Below are 22242 nucleotides of genomic sequence, written 5' to 3'. Positions count from 1 at the left end.
GTTATCAGACTAACAAGTTAATCTGAATAACTTATATCTTAACGTTTTGCATGTTCAGTTTTCAATGTTCATATTGTTTATTTGTCGTTTTGTTTTGGCGACCTTTGTATCTTAACACCCTTTTCCATACTTCGTCAACACATTATTCGACAAAAAGTTATAAAAAGATATTAACATTTTATTCAGATAAATGCAACTAATATCTTTAGAGAGTTTATAGAGCCTTTGAACCCTTGCGGTATTTACTCCGAAAGCAAATACACCATTCGCATTCTTTCCCCAGTATTCTCTTTCTATCTACATTTTCCAATAAAAAAAGAGAGACACTTGGCCTCCCTTTTTCATTACATTCTATTATAAGAAGATAAAGTAACAAATAAATATTACCCACAAACCATACATAATCGGATGAATTTCTTTAATTCGTCCAGCGACGATCATTGTAATTGGATAGAAGATAAATCCGATTGCGATACCAGTTGCAATCGAGTAAGTCAGTGGCATTGCAATAATAACAAAGAAAGCTGGTACAGCAATCTCAAATTTAGTCCATTCAATATTTCCTAATGAAGATACCATTAATACTCCGACGATAATAAGTGCAGGTGCTGTAACATATGAAGTAATTACACTTAATACCGGATAAAAGAATAAGGATAATAATAGTAGAACTCCCGTGACTACAGCTGCAAAGCCTGAACGTGCACCCGCAGCAACACCTGCAGTAGATTCAACATAAGATGTAGTAGTAGAAGTACCAGCAACTGCTCCTGCAGTTGTAGCTATTGCATCTGCTAGAAGGGCTTTTCCTGCGCGTGGAAGTTTTCCTTCTTTCATCAGACCAGCTTGGTTCGCAACAGAAATTAATGTCCCAGCTGTATCAAAGAAATTTACAAACAAGAAAGTAAGAACAACAATCAAAAATTGATGATTTAAAAGAGATGATGGATCTTTGAAAATAGGATCAAGCGCTGCTCCGAAAGTTGGCGCTATGTCTGGAACACTACTTACAATTCCAGTTGGAGTTGGCACTAAGCTAAAAATCATACCGACAATAGCCGTGATCAACATGCCGTAGAAAATTCCACCTTTAATGCCTTTAACCATCATAATTACTGTTATTACTAATCCAAAAATAGTTAATAGTATGTTAGGATCTGTTAAATCCCCTAAACCAACAATTACCGTATCACTGCTCACGATAATTTTTGAATTTTGTAATCCGACAAAAGTGATGAATAAACCTATACCTGCACCAACCGCATATTTTAGCTCTGTCGGTATAGCGTTAATAATTGTTTCACGAATTCCTGTTAATGATAAAAGAATAAAAATAACTCCAGCTACAAATACCCCTGTTAAAGCCATTTGCCAAGGTATTCCGAATTCTAAAACAACTGTAAAAGCAAAGAAAGCATTTAGACCCATACCAGGTGCCAATGCGATAGGATACTTTGCAAGCACTCCCATCAAAATAGAACCAATACCTGCAGCGATTGCAGTTGCAGTAAATACTGCGCCTTTATCCATATACATAAATTCTGGCAAACCTTCTACTGTTTCCAGCGACAGAATCATCGGGTTCACAACTAGGATGTACGCCATTGCAAGAAATGTCGTTAAACCACCGATTATTTCACTACGATAATTTGTTCCTAGTTCATCGAATTGAAAATACTTTTTCATAATATCCTCCATTTATTGTCTGTATAACAGAAAAAGCATACGACTTCATAAAAGTCGTATGCTTTAATATCTCTAACAAGCGAAAGAAAACAATTTCACTCATCGTAGTCGAATCATTTACGGTGATTCGGTAGAGACTTTTGGGCCTTATTCCCAACGTTATACGACAACATAATTAAATTATGATAGTAATATAACACCATACTTTTAAAAAATCAATACAGAAACCGAACATTTTTATATTTTTTAATGTAATAGTTCGTTATTGTGACATTTCTAATCTCTTTACCCTAAAAGAAAATGTTTCTTTAAGCTCCTCCTTTGCATTCGTTATAATGATAGGAGAATTTAACGTTTTTATTAGAAGGAGCGCACACAATGATCAAGGTTGAGAGATTATTATCCATATTAGTCATCTTATTAAATAAAGAAATAGTTTCAGCTGAAGAACTGGCCAATAAACTAGAAGTCAGTAAGAGAACCATTTATAGGGATGTTAACTCATTGGCTCTATCCGGGCTTCCCGTTGTCACAATTCATGGTCGAAATGGAGGCATAGGATTGATGCCTTCCTACAAGATGGATAGATATTTGTTTTCTGACAAGGAGAAGCAAACAATTATAGAAGCTTTAAAACTACAACACGACATTTTGCAGGAGGAGAACCAACTAATCATGGAGAAAATAGAGAAGCTAAAGGGAGATGATGAATCTTATAGCAACTTTTCTTTTTACTCCCCAACCATCCATAGAAAAGAAATTGAGATGGAGACAAATGAGAAACTAAAAACTTTAAGGAAGGCAATGTCTCAACAAAAAAAGGTGAAACTTAAGTATGTGTCTTTTAACGGTGAAATTACCAATAGAGTTATTTCTCCATGTAACATTAATCTAGCGGATGGCAGTTGGTATATCACTGGTTATTGTGAAAAAAGAGAAGACAATAGGATATTCAAGCTTACACGGATCAGGGAAATTCTACTCTTAGATGAAACTTCTCTAACAATTGCAGAAAAAGAATTTAACCAAATATCTAGTGACATAGAAGTAGTGTTAGCATTCGAAAGAAATCAATTGGGCAAGCTATATGATTTTTTCTTGGAAGAGGAAATGGAGATTCTCTCCAATACTATCAAGGTCACTTTCAAATATGATGCAAATAAAAACCTTCTTCCTTTTTTACTAATGTTCGGCAGCTCGGTTGATGTTTTAAAACCAGAAACAATAAAAAAAGAGTATTATTACGAGCTAAATAAAATCCATAAGATTATTAATGATGACAACCAGTTGTCATATATACCATGATATATTCTCCTTAGAAAGGTGGAGATTTAGAAATGACTGAAAATATCCCTGCAAAAGTGGTCTACGGGAATAAGGTTAGGGCAAACAATAACGATGTGAGTATATTCTCTAAAGCGTGGGAGGAATTCTTAAAAAAGCAAGTGAAAGGTGATATCTACGCAGTTTATAGTAACTATGAAAGTGATTATACTGGAGACTTTGATTTTATGATTGGAACGGAACAAACGAGTGGCGAACATAGCATCACGATCGGGAATGACGAATATTATATTTGGGAAGTCGAATCAAATGATCTAGCCGGGGTAGGTAAGGCTTGGAGCGAGATTTGGAAAAGTGATCTACGAAGAGCTTATACAACTGATTTTGAGATTTATAAAACGGACGGAAGTATAACAATTTATTTATCTATAAACGCTAATCCCTAAAAAATAGCCTAGAGTCCTTTTCACAAGGATTCTAGGCTATTCTCAATTAACTATTCCCACTCAATCGTTGCTGGTGGTTTACTCGTTACATCATACAGTACGCGGTTAATATGAGGAACTTCATTGACCAGACGTACACTTATTTTTTCTAGTACATCCCAAGGGATACGTGCCCAGTCAGATGTCATTCCATCTATAGAAGTAACTGCGCGAATTCCGATTGCGTAGTCGTACGTACGGGCATCGCCCATTACACCAACACTACGAATATCAGGTAGCACTGTGAAGTACTGCCAAATATCACGTTCTAAACCAGCTTTTGCGATTTCTTCACGAAGAATTGCGTCTGATTCACGAACGATTTCTAGTTTTTCTTCTGTTACTTCTCCAAGCACACGAATTGCTAATCCAGGACCAGGGAAAGGTTGACGCCAAACGATTTCATCTGGTAAACCAAGCTCTGTCCCAAGCGCGCGAACTTCGTCTTTGAATAAAGTGTTTAATGGCTCGATTAATTTAAATTGCATATCTTCTGGAAGTCCACCAACGTTATGGTGCGATTTAATCGTTTGGGCAGTAGCTGTACCGCTCTCGATAATGTCTGTGTAAAGAGTTCCTTGTGCAAGGAAATCCATACCTTCCAATTTAGATGCTTCATCGTCAAATACGTAGATAAATTCATTACCGATGATTTTACGTTTTTTCTCCGGATCAGAAACTCCAGCTAGTTTGCTCATAAAACGTTCACGAGCATCAATTTTAATCACGTTCATATGGAAGCCTTCAGAGAAAGTTTTCATAACACCCTCTGCTTCATCTTTACGTAGTAAGTTATGATCCACGAACATACATGTTAACTGGTCGCCAATTGCTTTATGGATTAAAACAGCAACTACAGAAGAATCTACTCCACCGCTAAGTGCGCATAACACTTTTTTGTCGCCAACTTCTTGGCGAATTTTTTCAATTTCCATTTCGATAAAGCTTTCCATTGTCCAGTCACCTTTTGCATGACAAATATCAAAGACGAATTGACGAATTAGTTCGATTCCGTAAATAGAGTGTCTTACTTCTGGATGGAATTGAACTGCATAAAGATTCTTCGCTTCATTTGCCATTGCTGCAACTTCACAAGAAGGGCTCGTAGCAATTACTTCAAAACCTTCTGGAGCAACTGTTACATGGTCACCGTGACTCATCCATACAACTTGGTTTGCAGGAAGTTGTCCAAATAAAGACGTAGCATTTTTTACGTCAATTTCCGCTTTACCATATTCTCGATGAGAAGCTTTTTCCACTTTTCCACCGAAATGTTGCGACATTAATTGCATCCCATAACAAATACCTAAAATAGGAACTCCAATTTCATAAATCGCAGGGTCAATATGAAATGCATTTTCATCATATACAGAGTTCGGACCACCTGAGAAAATGATTCCAGTAGCATTCATCTTCTTTAAATCTTCTGCTGTTACTGTATGTGGGTGCAACTCACTGTACACTCCAAATTCACGAATACGACGTGTTATTAGTTGGTTATATTGACTACCAAAATCTAATACGACAATTTTTTCTTGTTCTTTCAACAATGGAGTTGAAGACATTAGCATCCACCTTTTCTCTATTTGTGATCCAAGTGCGCTATCTAGAATAAAAAAACGCGTAAGAAAGTAAACCTCTTTCTACGCGTTAATGTTCTCTACTTCAAAAAGGTGAATGCAAATGTCCCATAAAAAAGACATGACTGCATTCACCTTCATAGTCAAGTTATTATCGGTAACTTGGTAGAGACATCCGAACCATATTATCGGACATATACGAGGGCAACTTGGTCAATTTAATTTGACTATAGTTTACAGCTTGTGGAGTGTAAAATCAACTGCTTAGCTGATTGATTAAATTTTCCCAACTTTCCCGCATCAATGGATAGTCGACCTCTACTTTGTTGCCACCGTAAAATCCTCTTTCATATACACTCGTCAATTGCTTCATATGGTTGCCACTAAAATATCCATCAATCTGTGTAGCATACTCCGTTAAGGTTTGTCCCTGTTCTTTTACATACCCATAAGCGTGGAGCTGTTTGAGTAACTGATGATACATTTTTTCAAACGAATCCCAGTCATTTTTTCTTGTGCGATATAATGGGATTAGCACTTTTGATAACCATTTGCGTCTAAATCGATAAGCAAGCAAACCAAAAAAAGCTAGTCCGATGATTATCCATATAAATGTTGCTTTTCGGTCCAATACCCAATCTATACTATCACTCAGCACTTTGGTGAGCTTCTCGGAAACTTCTGTTCTCTCTTTCGCGGGCTCGGGTTTTTTAGGAGTTGGTGCTGGTGTTTTTTTTGGAGCTTCCAACTCATCCGTTTGAATATCTAAATCATAATTTAAGTTTGCACTATTGTTAAAACCAATTGTAGGTTCGAAAGTCATCCAACCTATATTTGGAAAATAAGCCTCGACCCATGAATGGGCGTTATTATTCGTTATTTCATAAATAGGAATGCTATCTTCTCTTTCTACAATCTCTCCTGGTGCAAAGCCTTTCACCCAACGTGCAGGGATTCCTTCTGAACGAAGTAAAACAACCATAGAAGTTGAAAAATTATCACAATACCCCACTTTAGTATCAAATAAAAACTGATCGACGTAATCCGTATCCCCTTCTGGAATAGCGGCTAATTCCTCATTATAACGAAAACCGTTTTGTTTAAAGTAGCGTTCAATGGATTTCGCTTTTTCATATAAATTTCCGTCACCTTCCGTAATAGAAGTAGCTAACTCTCGTACTCTAGTCGGTAAGGTTTCTGGCAATTGTAAATAGCGATCAAATTCACTTGTAAGACTATCTAAACTTTCTATTTTCGTATTGCGAAGCGCCTTTAAACTATATACGGGCTCACTATAAGCAACATCATAATTTGTAATGGGCACGGCGCTACCACCATTAAACGTAGAAAGCTTTTGATTTGTTTCATTCCACGATAGAGTGAATGGTTCTAAAGCATCTACTTGCTTTATGCCATAAGGTTGCATGACAAAAGGATATTCCTGTAGCATGGAAACACTTGCAGTCGCTGTTCTTTCTTCCTCTCCTGGAGTAATATCTGATTGAATTGATTCCCCAAGATTATAGCTACTAATTTGCGCTTCTGTATTAGATAGAATCCAACCCTTAGATGTATACGTGTCCTTCGTTTCAATTTTCCAATATTGTCTGGTCGGTACAGCTGCTGTAAATACTGGAGTATCATCTGCGACAAATGCACCACCTAAATTTTCATCATTCTCCCCATACCCTACTTTCTTATGCACTCCACTTCCATTTCCACCCTCTCCACTCGAAGCAGATGGTTTTGAAGCAGTGAAAAAAGGTACCGGGTCTGGCCAGATTGGTCCGGCTTTCGGTAATATAAAAGCTAGTGCTCCACTAATGACAAGTATTGCAACTAGACTTCCTATACCACCAAGCAAAAGAGGTGTTTTTACTTGCTCTTTATTTTCCGTCCCAACCCTCTGAGCATATAACAATCCCATTGCGATAAAACCCGATATTAATGCAATCATAATACTTTTTTCTCCATTATATGGACTAAATGTATCTAAGATTGCTATAAATAGAATCGTCAGGATAAAGAATAATAGGATATTTTTCCTAACACGTATCCAATAGTTTAATAAATACGTAGTCATCCATAACAGTAAAAAAAACAAAAAGGTTCGAAAGGGATTCGTTACTTCTAACCATTCACGTGAGATTAAAGCAGCTGTATTCACACGAATGGCTTCTATCAAATAAGCAAAAGCATCAAAAGAGATAAATCCCAAATCAGTATAGATTGAAACAATTATCCAACAAATAAATACTATTTTTATCGGAGCGGCATAGTACCATTTCAACTTTACAAAGTAAAATAAAAAAGAAATCAATAAATACAAACTAAATAAATACAAATGATCTGTATCTGTTAACTCGATAACTGGTTTTAACCATTCAACCGTTAAAACAAACACAAAAAAATAAATGAAAAAAGATAACACTGCTTTTTTACTCATGAACGAGTCACCTCCATAAACGCTTGGGCAAAACGATCTTTCGTAATAGTGTGAACCCGTACTCCTCTACTCGCAGCAAACTGATGCATGACTTGTTCCTCTTTCAATAACTTTTCGTCTTTTTGTTTGACAACAAAGCATGTACAAACGCGCAAGTTACTTGCCGTTTTTTGAATATTATCTATCCATTCATATGTAAGATTACTTGTAACATATAAAAGAGAAGTTGCTTGCGCCAATGCCCCGTCATGTAAAATCACTTGTTCAATTGACTTTGTTAAATCTGGTTGCACTTTCGTTAAATGGTATAGTGCCTGCTGTAATTGACTTTCACTTTGAACAGAGGGGATAAAAAAACGATGTTCACCTAAAGATAAAAAAGCACTGGAACCCTGATGACGCACAATTGCTTGTAAAATAGAGGCAGTTAGATCGACTATCTCTTCAAAACTATCACCGGGTGTCCGGTCCATCAAGACGAATAAATCTTGGGATTGACGGTCTTCAAACTCTTTCGTTTTAAGTGTTTGTGTTCTAGCAAAGGATTTCCAATGAATCCAAGAAACCCGGTCCCCTGGTTGATAAGATCTTAAACCTGTAGCCATGGAAGTATCTTTCATCGTTTGAATTCTCGATACGGCTGCACCTTGGTCATATCTCGTTTCAATAGGGACATATACCATTTCTGTTACATTCGGAAATACAAGGACCGTTTTAGGATTTGGGATAGACGCATCTTTCTTGACCCATCCAAATAAATCACTAACTTGAATAGTAAGCCCCTCTAGTACATGCTCCCCTCGAGGAATATGATCCATTTCATAAGTCCAAGTAAACTCTTTTTTCATTCCCCAAAAAATCATTCGTTTCCATGAAGTGATATTCGCTAATGTAGGACTAACTTTTTCTTCGAACTTTACATACATTAGCGGAAAATGATTATTTCTTCTGATGTGAACGGTTGCCGCGAACTTTCCTCCACTATAAACATTCCGAGTATCTATTGTCCTATTTACATCCAACTTCGAAAGCGGATAAAAAAATAAGAGCAAAGAATAAATAGAAAGGGGAATCAACAAATAAAATAAAAACCAACTAACAAATCCACCTTGGAACATGGCATACACGAACGTTACGATTAAAAGAAACATTATACCAACAAGACCTTTTAACGGTCTTAATCGTTTCAATCGCTGTTTCATTGACTTACTTTCCTCTTATATGGGACTGGTGTTCGTTTAATAATCCGAGTTAATACTTCTTCCGTAGAAATCCCATCATATCTAGCTTCTGGTCTGAGAATAACACGATGACCGAAAACAAAAGGAGTTAAATATTGAATATCATCTGGTATGATGAAATCCCTTCCCTGAAGCATTGCATAACTTTGTGCAGCTCTCATTAGAGCTATAGAAGCTCTCGGACTAACTCCTAGGTAAATATACGTGTCTTGTCTAGTTCGATTGGCAAGATCGACAATATACCCTTTCATCGTTTGGTCAACCTTTACCATTTTCACTTGTTTCTGTAAATTTAATAATTGTTCCAATGTAATAACAGAATCGATCTGCTCAATTGGAGTTAGTTTTTCAACACGATCCAGAATTTCTATTTCTTCACTTGGATTCGGATATCCCATTTTTAATTTCAATAAAAAACGATCGAGCTGGGCTTCTGGCAGAGGGTATGTACCTTCATGTTCTATTGGATTTTGTGTAGCCATAACAAAAAATGGTTTAGGAATCGGCATGGTAATCCCATCAATTGTTACAGATGCTTCTTCCATTCCTTCTAAAAGTGCGGATTGTGTCTTAGGAGAAGTACGATTTATTTCATCTGCTAGTACAATATTACCCATAATTGGTCCTGCTCTAAATTCAAATTCCATTTCTTTTGGGTTGTAAATCGAGACCCCTAATACGTCCGATGGCAATAAATCCGGCGTAAATTGAATCCGTTTAAAATCAGCACCGATTGATTTGGCAAGAGCACGTACCATCATCGTTTTTCCAACACCCGGTACATCCTCTAGAAGTACATGCCCTTCAGCAAGGAGTGCTACTACTGCCAACTCTGCAATATGTTTCTTACCAATCATCACTTTTTCTATATTTGTAATAATAGATTGAATTTGCAATTGTTCCATCATCTTTTCCCCCGGTATCCTCTATTGAAAGATTAGTTTGAAAATTAATATAGTATATAATTAGCATACCGAAAGTTACAATATAATACAAATAAGAAAATGCTTAACCATCTCTCGCAGAAGAAGAATTGTACAGTCACTTCTCGCAAATAATAATATTGGTATGTCGCACATAATAGGGAAACTTCGCGGTAGTGAGTTGAATGAAGTGGACGCTTGGATTTCCGCTACAGGGCGGACGCTTTCCGCGAGCACGGCTTCAATCTCCTCGGAGCTCTCGCTCCTGCGGGGCTTTCAGCTCGTACTGTTCCCGCAGGAGCGTGCGACGAGGAGGCTCACCGCCCGCCCCGCGGTAAGTGTTCGCCTGGAGCGGAAATCAATTGCCTTTGCCGTATCTCTTTACGTCGTAGTTTCCCTATTAGTTAACAAACCATAGGTCTATAATTTCCTAACCAATAAAAAAGTAGAGAGGGGAAGTTCAACATTTCCCACTCTCTACTATTTTTCATATCGGTTAACTATTTCCAGAAATCATCAAACACTGTGATCGGCATATGTCGCTTATGCATAGATCGAGTATAAAAACCTTCTATTTTTTCTTGTGATGCTTGTGAGATTTTTTTACCCTCTAAGTAATCGTCAATTTCTTCGTACGTTACACCGAGCGCTACTTCGTCCGGAATAGCTGGGCGATTTTCTTCTAAGTCTGCAGTCGGAACTTTCAAATATAAATGCTCCGGACATCCTAGTTGTTTAAGCAGCTGCTTGCCTTGTCTTTTGTTCAAACGGAATATTGGAGTTAAATCTACACCGCCGTCGCCGTATTTTGTATAAAATCCAGTGACAGCCTCCGCTGCATGATCTGTTCCAAGCACAACGCCATTATACATTGCGGCAATTGAATATTGTGCCTTCATACGTTCTCTAGCTTTTTCATTCCCTTTTGCAAAGTCCGATAATGTAACACCCGCTTCGCTAAGCGCTCGCGCACTTGCATCCACTGCCTCTTTAATATTGATCGTGACAGATTTAGACGGTTGGATAAAATCCAATGCATCTTGACGCTCATCTTCATCAAATTGAACACCATACGGTAAACTTACCGCTATAAATGCATAGACTTCTTCGCCAGCTTCTTTATTCAGCTCGTCTACAGCGAGTTGCGCAAGCTTTCCTACTAATGTGGAATCTTGTCCTCCTGAAATACCGAGGACCATACTTTTCATAAAGGGATGCTTCTTTAGATACGCCTTCATAAAATCAATACTAACTCGGATCTCTTCTTCTACATTAATGTTTGGTTTCACTTTCAAAGCCTCGATAATTTTCTGTTGCATAGTTGTCATTATGATCAGCCTCCATTTTGCGCAATAAGATTGTGCTCCATCTCTTTTACTTCCTGTATATTGCGCATTTTATTGTCCCAACATTTTTGGCTTAAATCGACCGGATATTCCTCTGGGTTTAGTGAACGTTTATATTCGTCCCATAGTAAGTCTAAATTAGTATGCGCATAATCACGCACTTCTTGTAAATCTGGAATTTTGTACGTAACTTGTCCATCTTCAATCACTTTTACATGCAAGTCTTTCGCTTCAAAGTTTGTCACAAATTTGGATACAAACGTGTGCACCGGATGGAACATTTTCAAACGTTTTTCATGCGTCGGATCTTCATCATGCATCGTAATATAATCGCCCTCAGCCTTTCCGTTTTCTTTATCAATAATTCGGAATAGCTTTTTCTGACCAGGTGTCGTTACTTTTTCAGTAGTAGATGAAATTTTAATCGTGTCCTGCATCATGCCTTCTTCATCCTCAATGGAGACAATTTTATATACCGCTCCAAGCGCTGGCTGGTCGTAACCGGTTATAAGCTTTGTACCAATACCCCAGCTATCCACTTTTGCTCCTTGAGATTTTAAATTTAAAATTGTATATTCATCTAAATCATTCGAAACAATAATTTTAGCATTCGTAAATCCAGCTGCATCTAGCATCTTTCTTGCTTCTTTTGAAAGAAAAGCAATATCACCAGAATCTAAGCGAATACCGATAAAATTGATTTTGTCTCCAAGTTCCTTCGCTACTTTTATGGCAGTAGGAACCCCCGTTTTTAAAGTGTTATACGTGTCCACTAAGAAAACACAGTCTTTATGACGTTTTGCATATGAGTGAAATGCATCATACTCACTTTTATATGCTTGCACTAAAGAATGGGCATGTGTTCCAGAAACAGGAATACCAAACATTTTGCCAGCACGCACGTTACTAGTGGATTCTATTCCACCTATATATGCAGCACGAGTTCCCCAAATAGCTGCATCCATTTCTTGTGCTCGTCTTGAACCAAACTCCATCGCAATTTCATCTTTCACTACTTGTTTAATACGAGACCCTTTTGTCGCTATAAGCGTTTGATAATTAACAATATTTAATAGTGCAGTTTCCACAAGCTGTGCTTCCACCAATGTCGATTCAATACGCATAATTGGCTCATTCGGAAATACAAGTTCCCCTTCCAGCATCGAGTAGACATCTCCCGTAAACCGAACCGTCCGCAAATAATCGATAAAATCTTCCTTGTAGCCAACCTCTTGCTGTAAATATTCTAAATCGCTTTCTGTAAAATGAAAATTTTTTAAGTAATCAAGGCATCTCTCTAGCCCTGCAAAAACAGCATAGCCATTCCCAAACGGAAGCTTTCGGAAAAACAACTCGAATACCGCTTTTCTTTCGTGCATGTTATCCGCCCAATAGGATTCCGCCATATTAATTTGATATAAATCCGTATGTAAAGCTAAACCGTCGTCTGGATAATTCTTTTTCATCATGATCCCCTTCTCCATAACTTCTAACTTATAACGATTGAATCTAGTATACACTATTTCCCCTTTTTCTTGGGTAATTAAACTGATGGTATCTCTAAGAGAAGAGAGATACTGCAGTATCACTATTTTGAGCAAATCACCATAAAGAAACCAGCCATCTGACAAAATGGCTGGTTTCTTTTCACTTCACTTATCCCTCACCTAATGGGGAAATAACCGTCACTATATAGTCTGCCACTGCTTCAATTTCTTCGGGAGTTAACGAATCTTTAAAGGATGGCATTGTTGCTCCACCATTTGTTATTCGTTCGATCACGTTTTCTCTACTTTCGGCAAACTTACTATTCTGTAGGTTTGGTCCATTATGTCCATTCGCCCCTATATTGCCATGACAAGCAATACAACTATTCGCGTAAACTTCAAGGCCAGCATCTACACTGCTTACTGTATCACCTTCCGTTGCTTCATTATTTATAGACCCGTTAGAATCATCTTTTGCTGAGGCATCAATCACTTGCCCTTCAGGTAAATTTCCTCCTAATTTAAAGGTGTAAACTTTATCTCCATGTTTAGACCCTGCTAGTGCATTACCTGCAGCATAAATCGAAATATACTGTTCTCCCTCAATTTCATACGTAACAGAAGGGGCATTGGCACCTGCATCCATCGTATATTCCCACAATTGATCGCCTGTTTTTGCATCAAAGGCAATTAAACGACCGTCGTTATGACCTACAAACACAAGGTTTCCAGCCGTTGTTAGAACACCACTGTATGCTTGAGCATCCCAATTTTGTTGCCATACTATCTTATTTGTTTTAACATCCAGTGCAGTTACTGTACCACGCGATGGTGCATTGGAAACTGGTTGCATAATGCTACCGATATACATAGAGCCTTCCTCAAACGCTTCCTCTTCTTGTCTAGCAAAAGAAAAATAGTTATCATTCCCTAAAACATAAAACAGCTCCGTATCTGGGTTATAAGCAGATGGCGGCCAGTTCGCACCACCGGCAGGCCCTGGTTTAAGGGTAATCGGTTCCTCCCAAAACGGAGTAAAAATATCGCCTATTTGCCCTTCGAATGCATCTCCTAAATCGCGGTCAACATCTTCTTGAAAAACTCCTTGCGGGACAAATGCATCTCCAATTGGGAACGGCTGTGTTGCTGCTGTTTTTTGTTCGGCCAATTGAGGTACCGGCTTTTCTTCAATACCCACTAGCGGTGTCCCATCAGTACGATCTAAGAAATAAACCCATCCTGTTTTCCCCGCTTGCCCGAGACCCTTTCGCATCTCCCCATCTTTTTCTACATCAAATAAAACAACTGGGTTTGCGGGATCCATATCCCAAATATCATGGTGCACTTCTTGAAAATGCCATACATAATCCCCATTTTCCGCATTCACAGCAACAACAGAGTTCGCGTATAAATTATCTCCTTCACGATTACTACCGTCTAAGTCTGGTGCTGTATTCCCAGTTGCAAAGTAAATATACCCAAGTTCCGGGTCAACTGCTGGTGTATTCCAAACAGGGCCCCCTCCCGTTAACCAAGCATCATTATCGGAAGGCCAAGTATCTCCATTGATATCCCCTGGTCCCGGAATTGTATAGAAACGCCATACTTCATATCCTAAATCGGAATCGTACGCCATTACGCGTCCGCGAATACCATATTCTCCTCCAGCCACACCCGTATACACTTTTCCATTATAGTAAAGCGGTGCGCTTGTAACGGTATACCCTTCTTCCCATTCCGCCACTTTCGTTTCCCATACTTCTTCACCTGTTTTTTGATCAAGTGCCACTAGCCTTGCATCCAATAACCCTACATATACCTTTCCATCACCTACCGCAACTCCTCGAGTCGTCCAGCCACAACATACCGTATCCATTTCTTGTGGAATATCGGGAGTATAAGCCCAAATCTGTTCACCTGTTTTGGCATCAATTGCAAATACGTCATTAGCACCAGTTGCAATATACATAATACCGTCTACTACGATTGGTGTAGCTTCTCCCGAATACTTATCTTCTGCCCCAGAGCCCAGACTACTAACCCAAGTTGGTTTTAAATCACCTATGTTTTCTGAGGTAATTTGCTTCAAAGTGGAATAACGTCTGTTGTAATAATCACCCCCATGGATTGCCCAATCTTTCGTAGCATAGTCCACTTTAATGTCTGGATTAGCCAATTCCTTCTCCTCTTCTTCGACTTCCGGCTCAACCTCCGCGTTTATCTCTTCTGTTACTGTAATGGTAGCGTATGGAGATCCTTCCTCTTGTTCTTTATCAACATATAGATAAAGAACAAGAATCGTTACTAAGGCAATAATAATTCCTATAAAACCTTTTGCCCACCCCGGTATACGTTCGCCTCTCATCTTCATCCCCCCAAACTATTAAAATAACGTTTCAATAGTTTATGTCTCGGATTCCAGATAAATGTTAGCGTTTACATTTGACTTCATAAAAAAAACTGTCCATGAGCGCTAACTCATGAACAGTTTTTCAAAACAATTATTTAGTTAAGTCTTGGCATCCTTGATAAATCAAATCAAATAGCTCTTCAATATCTGACGCTTCTACGCATGAGAATGCTACGCGGATATCTGTTTTATTGCTTGCAATAACCCCAACTCCATATTGATCCAATAAGTGAAGACGAAGTGTTTCTGCATCTAAATTAGTTAACTTCAAGCACATAAAATACCCTGAGTTAAATGGGTAGTATGTCCAGTGGGAAGCAAACTTTTCGTTCGCAAGTACTTCCTTTGTTTTAATAGCACGCGATTGCATAATTTGAAATTTCTCTTCTTTTTCTTTTAAAAACTCTTCTGATTGCAGAGATTCCAATAGAATTGTTTGGGAAATATGAGAACCGCTTGAAATCGTTCCGCGGATAATTCCTTTTGTTTTTTGTTCTAATGCATCCAATACATCAGGAGTGGCAGCGTAAGTGATAAACCCAACGCGTAATCCCCATACATAATTTTCTTTCGTTGCACCGTCGATTTTCACCGGCAAAATATTTGGATGGCTATCAGCTACTAATCCGAATAATGATTCCTTAATCGAATCTTCGTAGAATAAACCAAAGTAAGCATCATCTAATACGACAACTAATTTAGTACCTGAAGCTGCTACATCTTTTAATACTTGAACAATTGCTTCTGCTTCACTAATCGATGGTGTGTACCCAGTCGGATTGTTTGGGAAGTTTAATAACACAATCGCTTTTTCTTTTTGCTTCGTTAACGTTTCACGGAAGGCTTCTACATGAAAACCGTTCTGTTCATTGAATAAAGGGAACGTTTCTACACGGCCACCTCTTCTAATCTGGAATACTGTATTATAGTTACCCCAATATTGCTCCGGTGTAATTAGGACATCACCTGGATTCATAAACAAATCGGCTACAATACTTAAACCATGTGTCAACGCACTAGTTACAATTGGCATGCCAATTGATTTATTTTGCATCGAAGGGTTATCTTTTAATAATTTTTCTTTCCAAATTGAACGTAATAATTCTTTTCCTTGTGGAGCTGCATATGGGTAGATATCCTTTGGAGCGTATCCTAATTTCTCTTGTATATGACGGAAATGCATCGGTTCTCCATTTTCGGTTGCGATTCCGATTGTGGCATTAAAGCGATGCGCTTTTTTCCCTGCTTCTGCACTTTGGCTTAATATTCCTTTAGGATAGTATAAACTTTTTCCTAAGTCGGATAACATATCAAAAATGACAGGATTTTCTTTTTGCATTTTTTCATTTAATTGCACGGCTAAAGCATTCATCTATAGGTACCTCCAGAAAGTTGATATAGAAATATTGTACTCTATTTCATTAAAGTATTGTAGTTTTTCTCATAATATATTGAGTATTCAAGAATTATCTAATTCTAAAACGACCGGACAATGATCACTACCAAGTACTTGCGCATCAATAGAGGCATCCTTTAATACTGGTGTAAGTTTCTGAGAAGCGATGAAATAATCAATCCTCCACCCAATATTCCGCTCCCTTACTTTATTCATATATGACCACCAAGTATAAGCTCCCTCACGTTCCGGATAAAAATAACGGAAAGTATCTACGAAACCAGCAGCCAATAAATCCGTCATTTTTCCACGTTCCTCAAGCGTAAACCCAGAGTTTCCCCTATTGGATTTGGCATTTTTCAAATCGATTTCTGCATGGGCAACATTTAAATCACCGCACAGAATAACCGGCTTCAATTCATCTAGTCTTTTCAAATATGCCCGCATCTCGTCTTCCCATTCTAAACGATAAAGAAGTCTAGTTAAGTCTCGTTTTGCATTTGGGGTGTAGACATTCACTAAGAAAAAGTCTTCGAATTCTAACGTAAGGATTCGTCCTTCATTTTCAGACTCTAAATCTCCGACGCCATATTTCACGGAAAGTGGTTTCACTTTCGTAAACACAGCAGTTCCAGAATACCCCTTTTTCAAAGCATAATTCCAATATTGTTCATATCCATCTAGCTCCAGATCGATTTGTCCTTCCTGAAGTTTCGTCTCTTGCAAGCAAAATATATCTGCCTTTACTTCATTAAAATAATCTAAAAACCCTTTTTGCACACAAGCACGCAATCCATTCACATTCCAAGATACTAATTTCATATGTATTCCTCCTTACAAAATAAAGCTGTCTATTTCAATTATGTTGTATTTACAACAAAAATAAATTCATTTACACTTATATGTACATACTAATAGATTATGACTTGAGTCTTCCTGCTTGTCTAATCAAAAGAAAAGGACTGAAAATGAATGAATTCTAAAAGAATAACAGAAGATAGTGACTTACAAAAAGCATTTGATATTAGAAAAGAAGTATTTGTAAAAGAACAGGGTGTACCATTAGAAGAAGAGTTTGATCAATTTGATACGCTAGATGGACAATGTGAGCATATTTTAGTCTATTATGAGGACGAACCTGTTGGAACTGGTCGATTAAGAGTAGTGGATGGAATTGGTAAATTAGAACGCATTTGTATTTTAGAGTCTTATCGCAAATTTGGCCTTGGTAAAGTAATTGTTAAAGCATTAGAAGAAATTGCAAATAGAAAAGGATTGGCCCAAGTAAAATTACATGGACAAACCCACGCAGAAGGTTTTTATGAAAAACTTGGCTATGAAACAGCATCAAATGTGTTTATCGAAGATGGCATTCCACATATTTTGATGATAAAAACATTAGATACACAATTAATTTAAGTAATCAACAATTATAACAAAGAGCATGACTTCAAAGGTTATGCTCTTTTTAACTGGAAATTTCCCCAACCAAATTATAGTGCAGACCTACTTGTACCGAATGAATAACACCATGGGCTATCTCAACATTTGTTAACCATCTTTGTCTATCATTTTCACTAACAAATCCTAGTTGTATAAAATTGTATTCTATGTCTTTTTGGGGTTGATATTGTTTTTGCAACTTTTCAGCGTTTGCTTGACTACCTATTACTTGCCAAACCTTACTTTTCTCCTCTATTAATTCAAAAACAGTGGAAAGTGCATGTAAACCATCGGAATGCAGCCAAACTACTGCTTCTATTAAAGGACCATATACTTGTACATTTTTTCGTAGGGCATTGTACAAATCGGTAGTATCTCGATAATCGAGATAGATTGCCTTTATATTCTCTGTATTCGAACAAGACTCTTTCACTCTATTCATTTTTTCTTCGTTCCGTGCAATAACGGAAACAATATAGTTATTATCGGCATACCACTTAGACACTTCTGCTAACATTCCCGTCCCGCCAATTATGCAAATATGTTTCATTTAGTATCATTCCTCTCAAGTATATATTGCTATACTATTTAAAAATGTTCCAGCACATCCACAACAAAATGATACTTTCTATTATCAGTCCAATCTAACTTCCGAAAAAATACGAGTGGCGCTAGATGTGCTAGCGCCACTCGTATTTAGAAAACTCGGTTAAAGTATTACTAGACATTCAAGTCCAGAGCACTTTCAAAACCTTATTGTGCAGTTTGCGATAATCAATTTTATTCCTTTATATTACTTCGAATTATCGGTAATCCACTTTTCAATATAAGGATGTATTTCATTGATTGCTTTGCGACCTGTGACAACCGATACATGACCAGTTTCTACTATATGTAGTGTCTTGTTTTTGCTAGACACCTTATCATTGAGCGGTGCAATCTGTTGTGGTAAAGCAATGTTGTCACGTGTGGCAGAAATATTCAGTAGATTAGCTTTAATATTCGCCAATTCTACTTTGCGTCCACGTACAGTTAATTGATCATTAATGAGTTTGTTGTCCTGATAGAAATCTCTAATCCACTGTCTATAAGATTCACCTGGGAATGGGATACCATCGTTCAACCATTTTTGCATGAGTTTCCAATTTAAAACAAAGTCTTCGTTTTCCACACGGTCAGCTAAACTTATATATGGTCCGACAACATTCGAAATTGGATTAAGTAGCTTGTTTCCGAAATCGATTAATTCGAAAGGAATATTACCAAGCGTATCGACCAGTTTATCTAGCTGAAAATAACGTTTATCCAGCCAGTTTGAATAATGCCCTGCATCTTTAAAATCAATTGGGCTCGTCATCAATATAAGATTGCGAATTGGCAATTGTGGATAAAGTGCAGTAAAAATTGCCGTCATTGTGCCACCCATACAATACCCTAAAAGCGTAATATCTTTCGCTTTTGAAGTCTTTAGCACTTTGCTTACTGCCCTAGGAATATAATCTACGATATAGTCATCTAGTTTCATGTTGCGGTCCTCGTAGCCAGGAGTACCCCAGTCCAACAAGTAAACATCATGTCCTTTATTAGTTAGGTGCTCTATTAAGCTATTTCCTGGATAAAGATCCAGTATATACGGTTTATTGATTAATGCATAAATCATTAGAATCGGTACTTTATTTGTTTTCTTTATCGCTGGCTGATAGCGGTATAATTTTGATTTATTTTTTGTCCAAATAACCTCTTTTGGAGTCTGACCAACTTCTGGTTCAGCATCCGAAGAGATAACTTCTGTTAATCGTTTAATCTGTTGGATGTTCTTATCCTCCGATAAACGGTCGATCCAATTGTCAAATTGTTTGGTATCTAACGTAACCATAAAATCCCTCCTACCATTATTTTTCAATATGGAAACTTTTTGTTACATATATAGACCGCCATTTACATTGATTTCTTGACCTGTAATATAGCTTGCTTGCGCTAAAAATAACACAGCATCTGCAATTTCACTCGTACGGCCTAATCTTTGTACAGGCACTTTTGCAACGATTGCATCTTTTACATTTTCCGGCATTGCTGCAACCATCTCTGTTTCGATGAATCCTGGGCAAATCGCATTTACTGTAATACCATTTCTAGCAGTCTCTAGAGCCAGCGACTTTGTAAAGCCTAGTAATCCAGCTTTTGATGCAGCATAATTCGTCTGTCCAAAACCACCAGCTTGACCGATGATTGAGCTGATATTAATAATCCGACCAGATTTTTGTTCTAACATATGGTTGATAACAGCAGATGTTGTGTTAAAAACACTGTTTAAGTTTATATTGATCACTTGATCCCATTCTTGTTTGGACATTTTACGGAAGGTACGATCTCTTGTCACTCCTGCATTATTAATGAGGATATCGATTTTTCCGAAACGGTTCAATACTTCCTCTATAAGCTTTTGTGAGTCCTCTTCTATAGATACGTCTGCTTGAATAGCAAACAAACTACCACCTTCTTGCTCGATTTCTTGCATAACATTTTCCATATCTAAAGTGCTACTAAGATAATTACCTACAACTTGTGCGCCATTTTTTGCCAATGCTTTAGCTATTTCAGCTCCAATTCCTCGAGAAGCCCCTGTTACAACAGCTACTTTCCCTGCAAGAGGTTTTAATGGATTCGTTTGTTCCAATACGGTTGTTTGCAATTTTGTCATTTAATACACTCCCAATATATGTTTTTTAAGAAATCATTTAATATAGTAGAGGATTACTTCTTAGTACTTGTAGCATTTAAAGCTGTTGTAGTTAAAGGTCCATCTGTTACTTTAGGGGTATTTTGTGCCACGATTGATTTATTAAGCAATTCAATCACTTTATCTAATTTCTTATCTAGATTATTTAGTCCTTTTCTAAGTTGTTCTATCTCTCTAGAAGTATCAATCTTGTACACATCCATTTGATCTTCTAAATCATCCACTTTAGATTCTACGTTTATTACAAGGGAAGCAACGTTTGCAATTTCATCCCTAGAAGGCATATTAGCTTGTTTCAAATAGGATTCGGTCATTTTATTCACAAATCCTTGATATTGTAAATATTGACTTTGAATCTGTCCTAAACTTTCTGCAAAGGATTCTTTTCCAAGTGTATCTTGGATGGCATCTCTCCATGTACTTTCTGTTTTCTCATACACGTTTTTCCACATTGTAAAAGCATCAAATGAAGTTGTCTGGGTCAATGGAAATCATCTCCTTTTCTTAAATTCACCATAACTTTATCACACTTTAACGTAGTAGTGTATATTAAAATTGTAAAGATTATGACTATTCGATAAATTTATAAAACATTCCCCTTTTTTCGACAAAGCTTGTCATACTTTTTCAAAAATATCTCCCTTGACTTAACAAACATATAGGTGTAAATTACACTTATATGCAACAACTTAATAAGTAGGTGATTGATAATGGAATCGAAAGAAGAAACTAAAAAAAATAAGAACACCAATATTGGTGCTCCAAAAAATTTCCTGATCCCAATCATGTTGCTGCATTTGCGTGATTGGAATACACATGGATATGAACTAATGGAGAAAATTTCACAGTTTGGTATGGAATCCGTTGACCAAGGGAACTTTTACCGTCTCCTTCGGCAATTAGAAAAAGATGCATTGGTTACTTCTGAATGGGATACGACATCAGGGGGTCCTGCTAAACGTATTTATTCCATTACGGATGCAGGAAAGCAATATTTAGATTTGTGGGCTGGATCATTGAGTCAGTACCAAAAAATGTTGAATCAATTTTTCAATATTTATAACCCTTTCTTTAACCCACTTCAACCCTCTTCTAATAAGAAAGAAGATGAGGAGTAGTTTCTGGATGTAATGCGAATAGTAGCATTCATTATAAATAACAAACATGTTTTGCTAAATTAAAGGAGGAATTACAGATGGCTAGAGAACAATTAAGCAACGGTGTCGATTTATTGTGGGACGGATGGTTAAATGGATTTAAAACGTTACAAAGCTTACAGGACGATGTACAGAAAAAAGCATTTCAAGCATTTACGTACCAAAAAGAACTTCTTGATTCAACAGTTGCTACGTTGAACGCTATGGAAGAAGAGACAAAAAAAGCGACGCAAGAGTGGCAAGATAAAGTTCAAACGAGCGTAAATGGAATCAGTGCAAACGCACAATTAGAACAAGTTACTACATGGTTAAATAATGTTCAAGAGATTAACGATAAAGCACAAGCTTTATCCTGGAAACCAAGCTACGCAGTTCTGGATCTCTTCGTTCAATCACAAACTCACTTAGAGTCAACTGTTAAAGCTGCATTAGAACAACAAAAACTAGAACGTGAAGAAACACTATACAAAATCGAAGAATTAACTGAGTTACTTAAAGGTGCCCATAAAGATTTATTGGCATCTGTAGGCGTATAACATATAATGCAAAAAGTAAAAGAGAGGGGTCATCATTTTAGATGATTCCTCTCTCTTTCTTTAATGTTAACCTCAGTAGCTT

19 protein-coding genes and 2 riboswitches are annotated in these 22242 nt (G+C 37.3%); of the genes, 5 read left to right on the top strand and 14 right to left on the bottom strand.

The genetic code is table 11. The features are described from left to right. Nucleotides 1-354: 354 nt before the first annotated feature. The gene (locus tag OR571_RS07775; RefSeq protein ID WP_282242259.1) at nucleotides 355-1686 is read right to left on the bottom strand and encodes an NCS2 family permease; all 1332 of its coding nucleotides are present in this window, start codon (nucleotides 1684-1686) and stop codon (nucleotides 355-357) included. Between the two features lie 85 nt (nucleotides 1687-1771). Continuing rightward, nucleotides 1772-1873, bottom strand: a riboswitch (purine riboswitch). 191 nt (nucleotides 1874-2064) lie between these two features. Between OR571_RS07775 and OR571_RS07770 the strand changes: the two genes are divergently transcribed. Both OR571_RS07770 and OR571_RS07765 read left to right on the top strand, forming a co-directional pair. Continuing rightward, on the top strand, nucleotides 2065-2991 hold the full coding sequence (locus OR571_RS07770; protein ID WP_282242258.1) for a helix-turn-helix transcriptional regulator: 927 nt from the start codon (nucleotides 2065-2067) through the stop codon (nucleotides 2989-2991). Nucleotides 2992-3023: 32 nt separating this feature from the next. Next, entirely contained in the window at nucleotides 3024-3416 is a 393-nt protein-coding gene (locus tag OR571_RS07765) for a GyrI-like domain-containing protein (protein ID WP_282242257.1), read from the top strand. A gap of 50 nt (nucleotides 3417-3466) precedes the next feature. On the opposite strand, the gene guaA is transcribed toward OR571_RS07765, so the two are convergent. The 9 genes from guaA to OR571_RS07720 form a co-directional block, all read right to left on the bottom strand. Beyond that, nucleotides 3467-5020, bottom strand: a complete 1554-nt coding sequence (gene guaA / locus OR571_RS07760; RefSeq protein ID WP_282242256.1) for a glutamine-hydrolyzing GMP synthase — start codon at nucleotides 5018-5020, stop codon at nucleotides 3467-3469. Nucleotides 5021-5155: 135 nt separating this feature from the next. Further along, nucleotides 5156-5257: riboswitch (purine riboswitch) on the bottom strand. A gap of 34 nt (nucleotides 5258-5291) precedes the next feature. Continuing rightward, on the bottom strand, nucleotides 5292-7481 hold the full coding sequence (locus OR571_RS07755) for a DUF4129 domain-containing transglutaminase family protein (protein WP_282242255.1): 2190 nt from the start codon (nucleotides 7479-7481) through the stop codon (nucleotides 5292-5294). Continuing rightward, nucleotides 7478-8683 carry a DUF58 domain-containing protein gene (locus OR571_RS07750; protein ID WP_282242254.1) on the bottom strand — a complete coding sequence of 402 codons (1206 nt, stop codon included), beginning with the start codon at nucleotides 8681-8683 and terminating at the stop codon, nucleotides 7478-7480. Before OR571_RS07750 ends, OR571_RS07755 begins: the two co-directional genes overlap by 4 nt. Beyond that, nucleotides 8680-9630: an AAA family ATPase gene (locus OR571_RS07745; protein WP_282242253.1), complete on the bottom strand. Its 951-nt coding sequence runs from the start codon at nucleotides 9628-9630 to the stop codon at nucleotides 8680-8682. Before OR571_RS07745 ends, OR571_RS07750 begins: the two co-directional genes overlap by 4 nt. Before the next feature lie 515 nt (nucleotides 9631-10145). Next, complete coding sequence (gene nadE / locus OR571_RS07740; RefSeq protein WP_282242252.1) at nucleotides 10146-10973, bottom strand: ammonia-dependent NAD(+) synthetase; 828 nt, start codon at nucleotides 10971-10973, stop codon at nucleotides 10146-10148. Nucleotides 10974-10978: 5 nt separating this feature from the next. Continuing rightward, nucleotides 10979-12457: a nicotinate phosphoribosyltransferase gene (locus tag OR571_RS07735; protein ID WP_282242264.1), complete on the bottom strand. Its 1479-nt coding sequence runs from the start codon at nucleotides 12455-12457 to the stop codon at nucleotides 10979-10981. 190 nt (nucleotides 12458-12647) lie between these two features. Further along, the gene (locus tag OR571_RS07730; protein ID WP_282242251.1) at nucleotides 12648-14843 is read right to left on the bottom strand and encodes an outer membrane protein assembly factor BamB family protein; all 2196 of its coding nucleotides are present in this window, start codon (nucleotides 14841-14843) and stop codon (nucleotides 12648-12650) included. Between the two features lie 136 nt (nucleotides 14844-14979). After that, nucleotides 14980-16260: an aminotransferase class I/II-fold pyridoxal phosphate-dependent enzyme gene (locus OR571_RS07725; RefSeq protein WP_282242250.1), complete on the bottom strand. Its 1281-nt coding sequence runs from the start codon at nucleotides 16258-16260 to the stop codon at nucleotides 14980-14982. An 87-nt stretch (nucleotides 16261-16347) separates the two neighbouring features. Beyond that, the gene (locus tag OR571_RS07720) at nucleotides 16348-17106 is read right to left on the bottom strand and encodes an exodeoxyribonuclease III (RefSeq protein WP_282242249.1); all 759 of its coding nucleotides are present in this window, start codon (nucleotides 17104-17106) and stop codon (nucleotides 16348-16350) included. Nucleotides 17107-17256: 150 nt separating this feature from the next. Here OR571_RS07720 and OR571_RS07715 point away from each other — a divergent pair, with 150 nt between their 5' ends. After that, nucleotides 17257-17703, top strand: a complete 447-nt coding sequence (locus tag OR571_RS07715; RefSeq protein WP_282242248.1) for a GNAT family N-acetyltransferase — start codon at nucleotides 17257-17259, stop codon at nucleotides 17701-17703. A gap of 49 nt (nucleotides 17704-17752) precedes the next feature. Here the strand turns inward: OR571_RS07715 and OR571_RS07710 are convergent, their stop codons facing one another. The 4 genes from OR571_RS07710 to OR571_RS07695 all read right to left on the bottom strand — a co-directional run bounded on the left by OR571_RS07710 (nucleotide 17753) and on the right by OR571_RS07695 (nucleotide 20952). Continuing rightward, nucleotides 17753-18277, bottom strand: coding sequence for a Rossmann-fold NAD(P)-binding domain-containing protein (locus OR571_RS07710; protein ID WP_282242247.1), 525 nt, complete (start codon nucleotides 18275-18277; stop codon nucleotides 17753-17755). A gap of 243 nt (nucleotides 18278-18520) precedes the next feature. Next, the gene (gene phaC, locus OR571_RS07705; protein ID WP_282242246.1) at nucleotides 18521-19603 is read right to left on the bottom strand and encodes a class III poly(R)-hydroxyalkanoic acid synthase subunit PhaC; all 1083 of its coding nucleotides are present in this window, start codon (nucleotides 19601-19603) and stop codon (nucleotides 18521-18523) included. Nucleotides 19604-19645: 42 nt separating this feature from the next. Then, the gene (fabG, locus tag OR571_RS07700; RefSeq protein ID WP_282242245.1) at nucleotides 19646-20428 is read right to left on the bottom strand and encodes a 3-oxoacyl-[acyl-carrier-protein] reductase; all 783 of its coding nucleotides are present in this window, start codon (nucleotides 20426-20428) and stop codon (nucleotides 19646-19648) included. A 53-nt stretch (nucleotides 20429-20481) separates the two neighbouring features. After that, entirely contained in the window at nucleotides 20482-20952 is a 471-nt protein-coding gene (locus OR571_RS07695) for a polyhydroxyalkanoate biosynthesis repressor PhaR (RefSeq protein WP_282242244.1), read from the bottom strand. Between the two features lie 225 nt (nucleotides 20953-21177). Between OR571_RS07695 and phaQ the strand changes: the two genes are divergently transcribed. Both phaQ and OR571_RS07685 read left to right on the top strand, forming a co-directional pair. Then, a complete protein-coding gene (gene phaQ, locus OR571_RS07690; RefSeq protein ID WP_282242243.1) occupies nucleotides 21178-21585 on the top strand; it encodes a poly-beta-hydroxybutyrate-responsive repressor in 408 nt (135 codons plus the stop codon). Between the two features lie 77 nt (nucleotides 21586-21662). After that, on the top strand, nucleotides 21663-22160 hold the full coding sequence (locus tag OR571_RS07685) for a hypothetical protein (RefSeq protein WP_282242242.1): 498 nt from the start codon (nucleotides 21663-21665) through the stop codon (nucleotides 22158-22160). Nucleotides 22161-22242: the final 82 nt, after the last annotated feature.

The organism is Psychrobacillus sp. NEAU-3TGS, from assembly GCF_029955155.1.
Classification (GTDB): Bacteria; Bacillota; Bacilli; order Bacillales_A; family Planococcaceae; genus Psychrobacillus.
The sequence above is the reverse complement of the archived record's forward strand: the minus strand, read 5'-3'. Positions and strand labels throughout refer to the sequence as shown.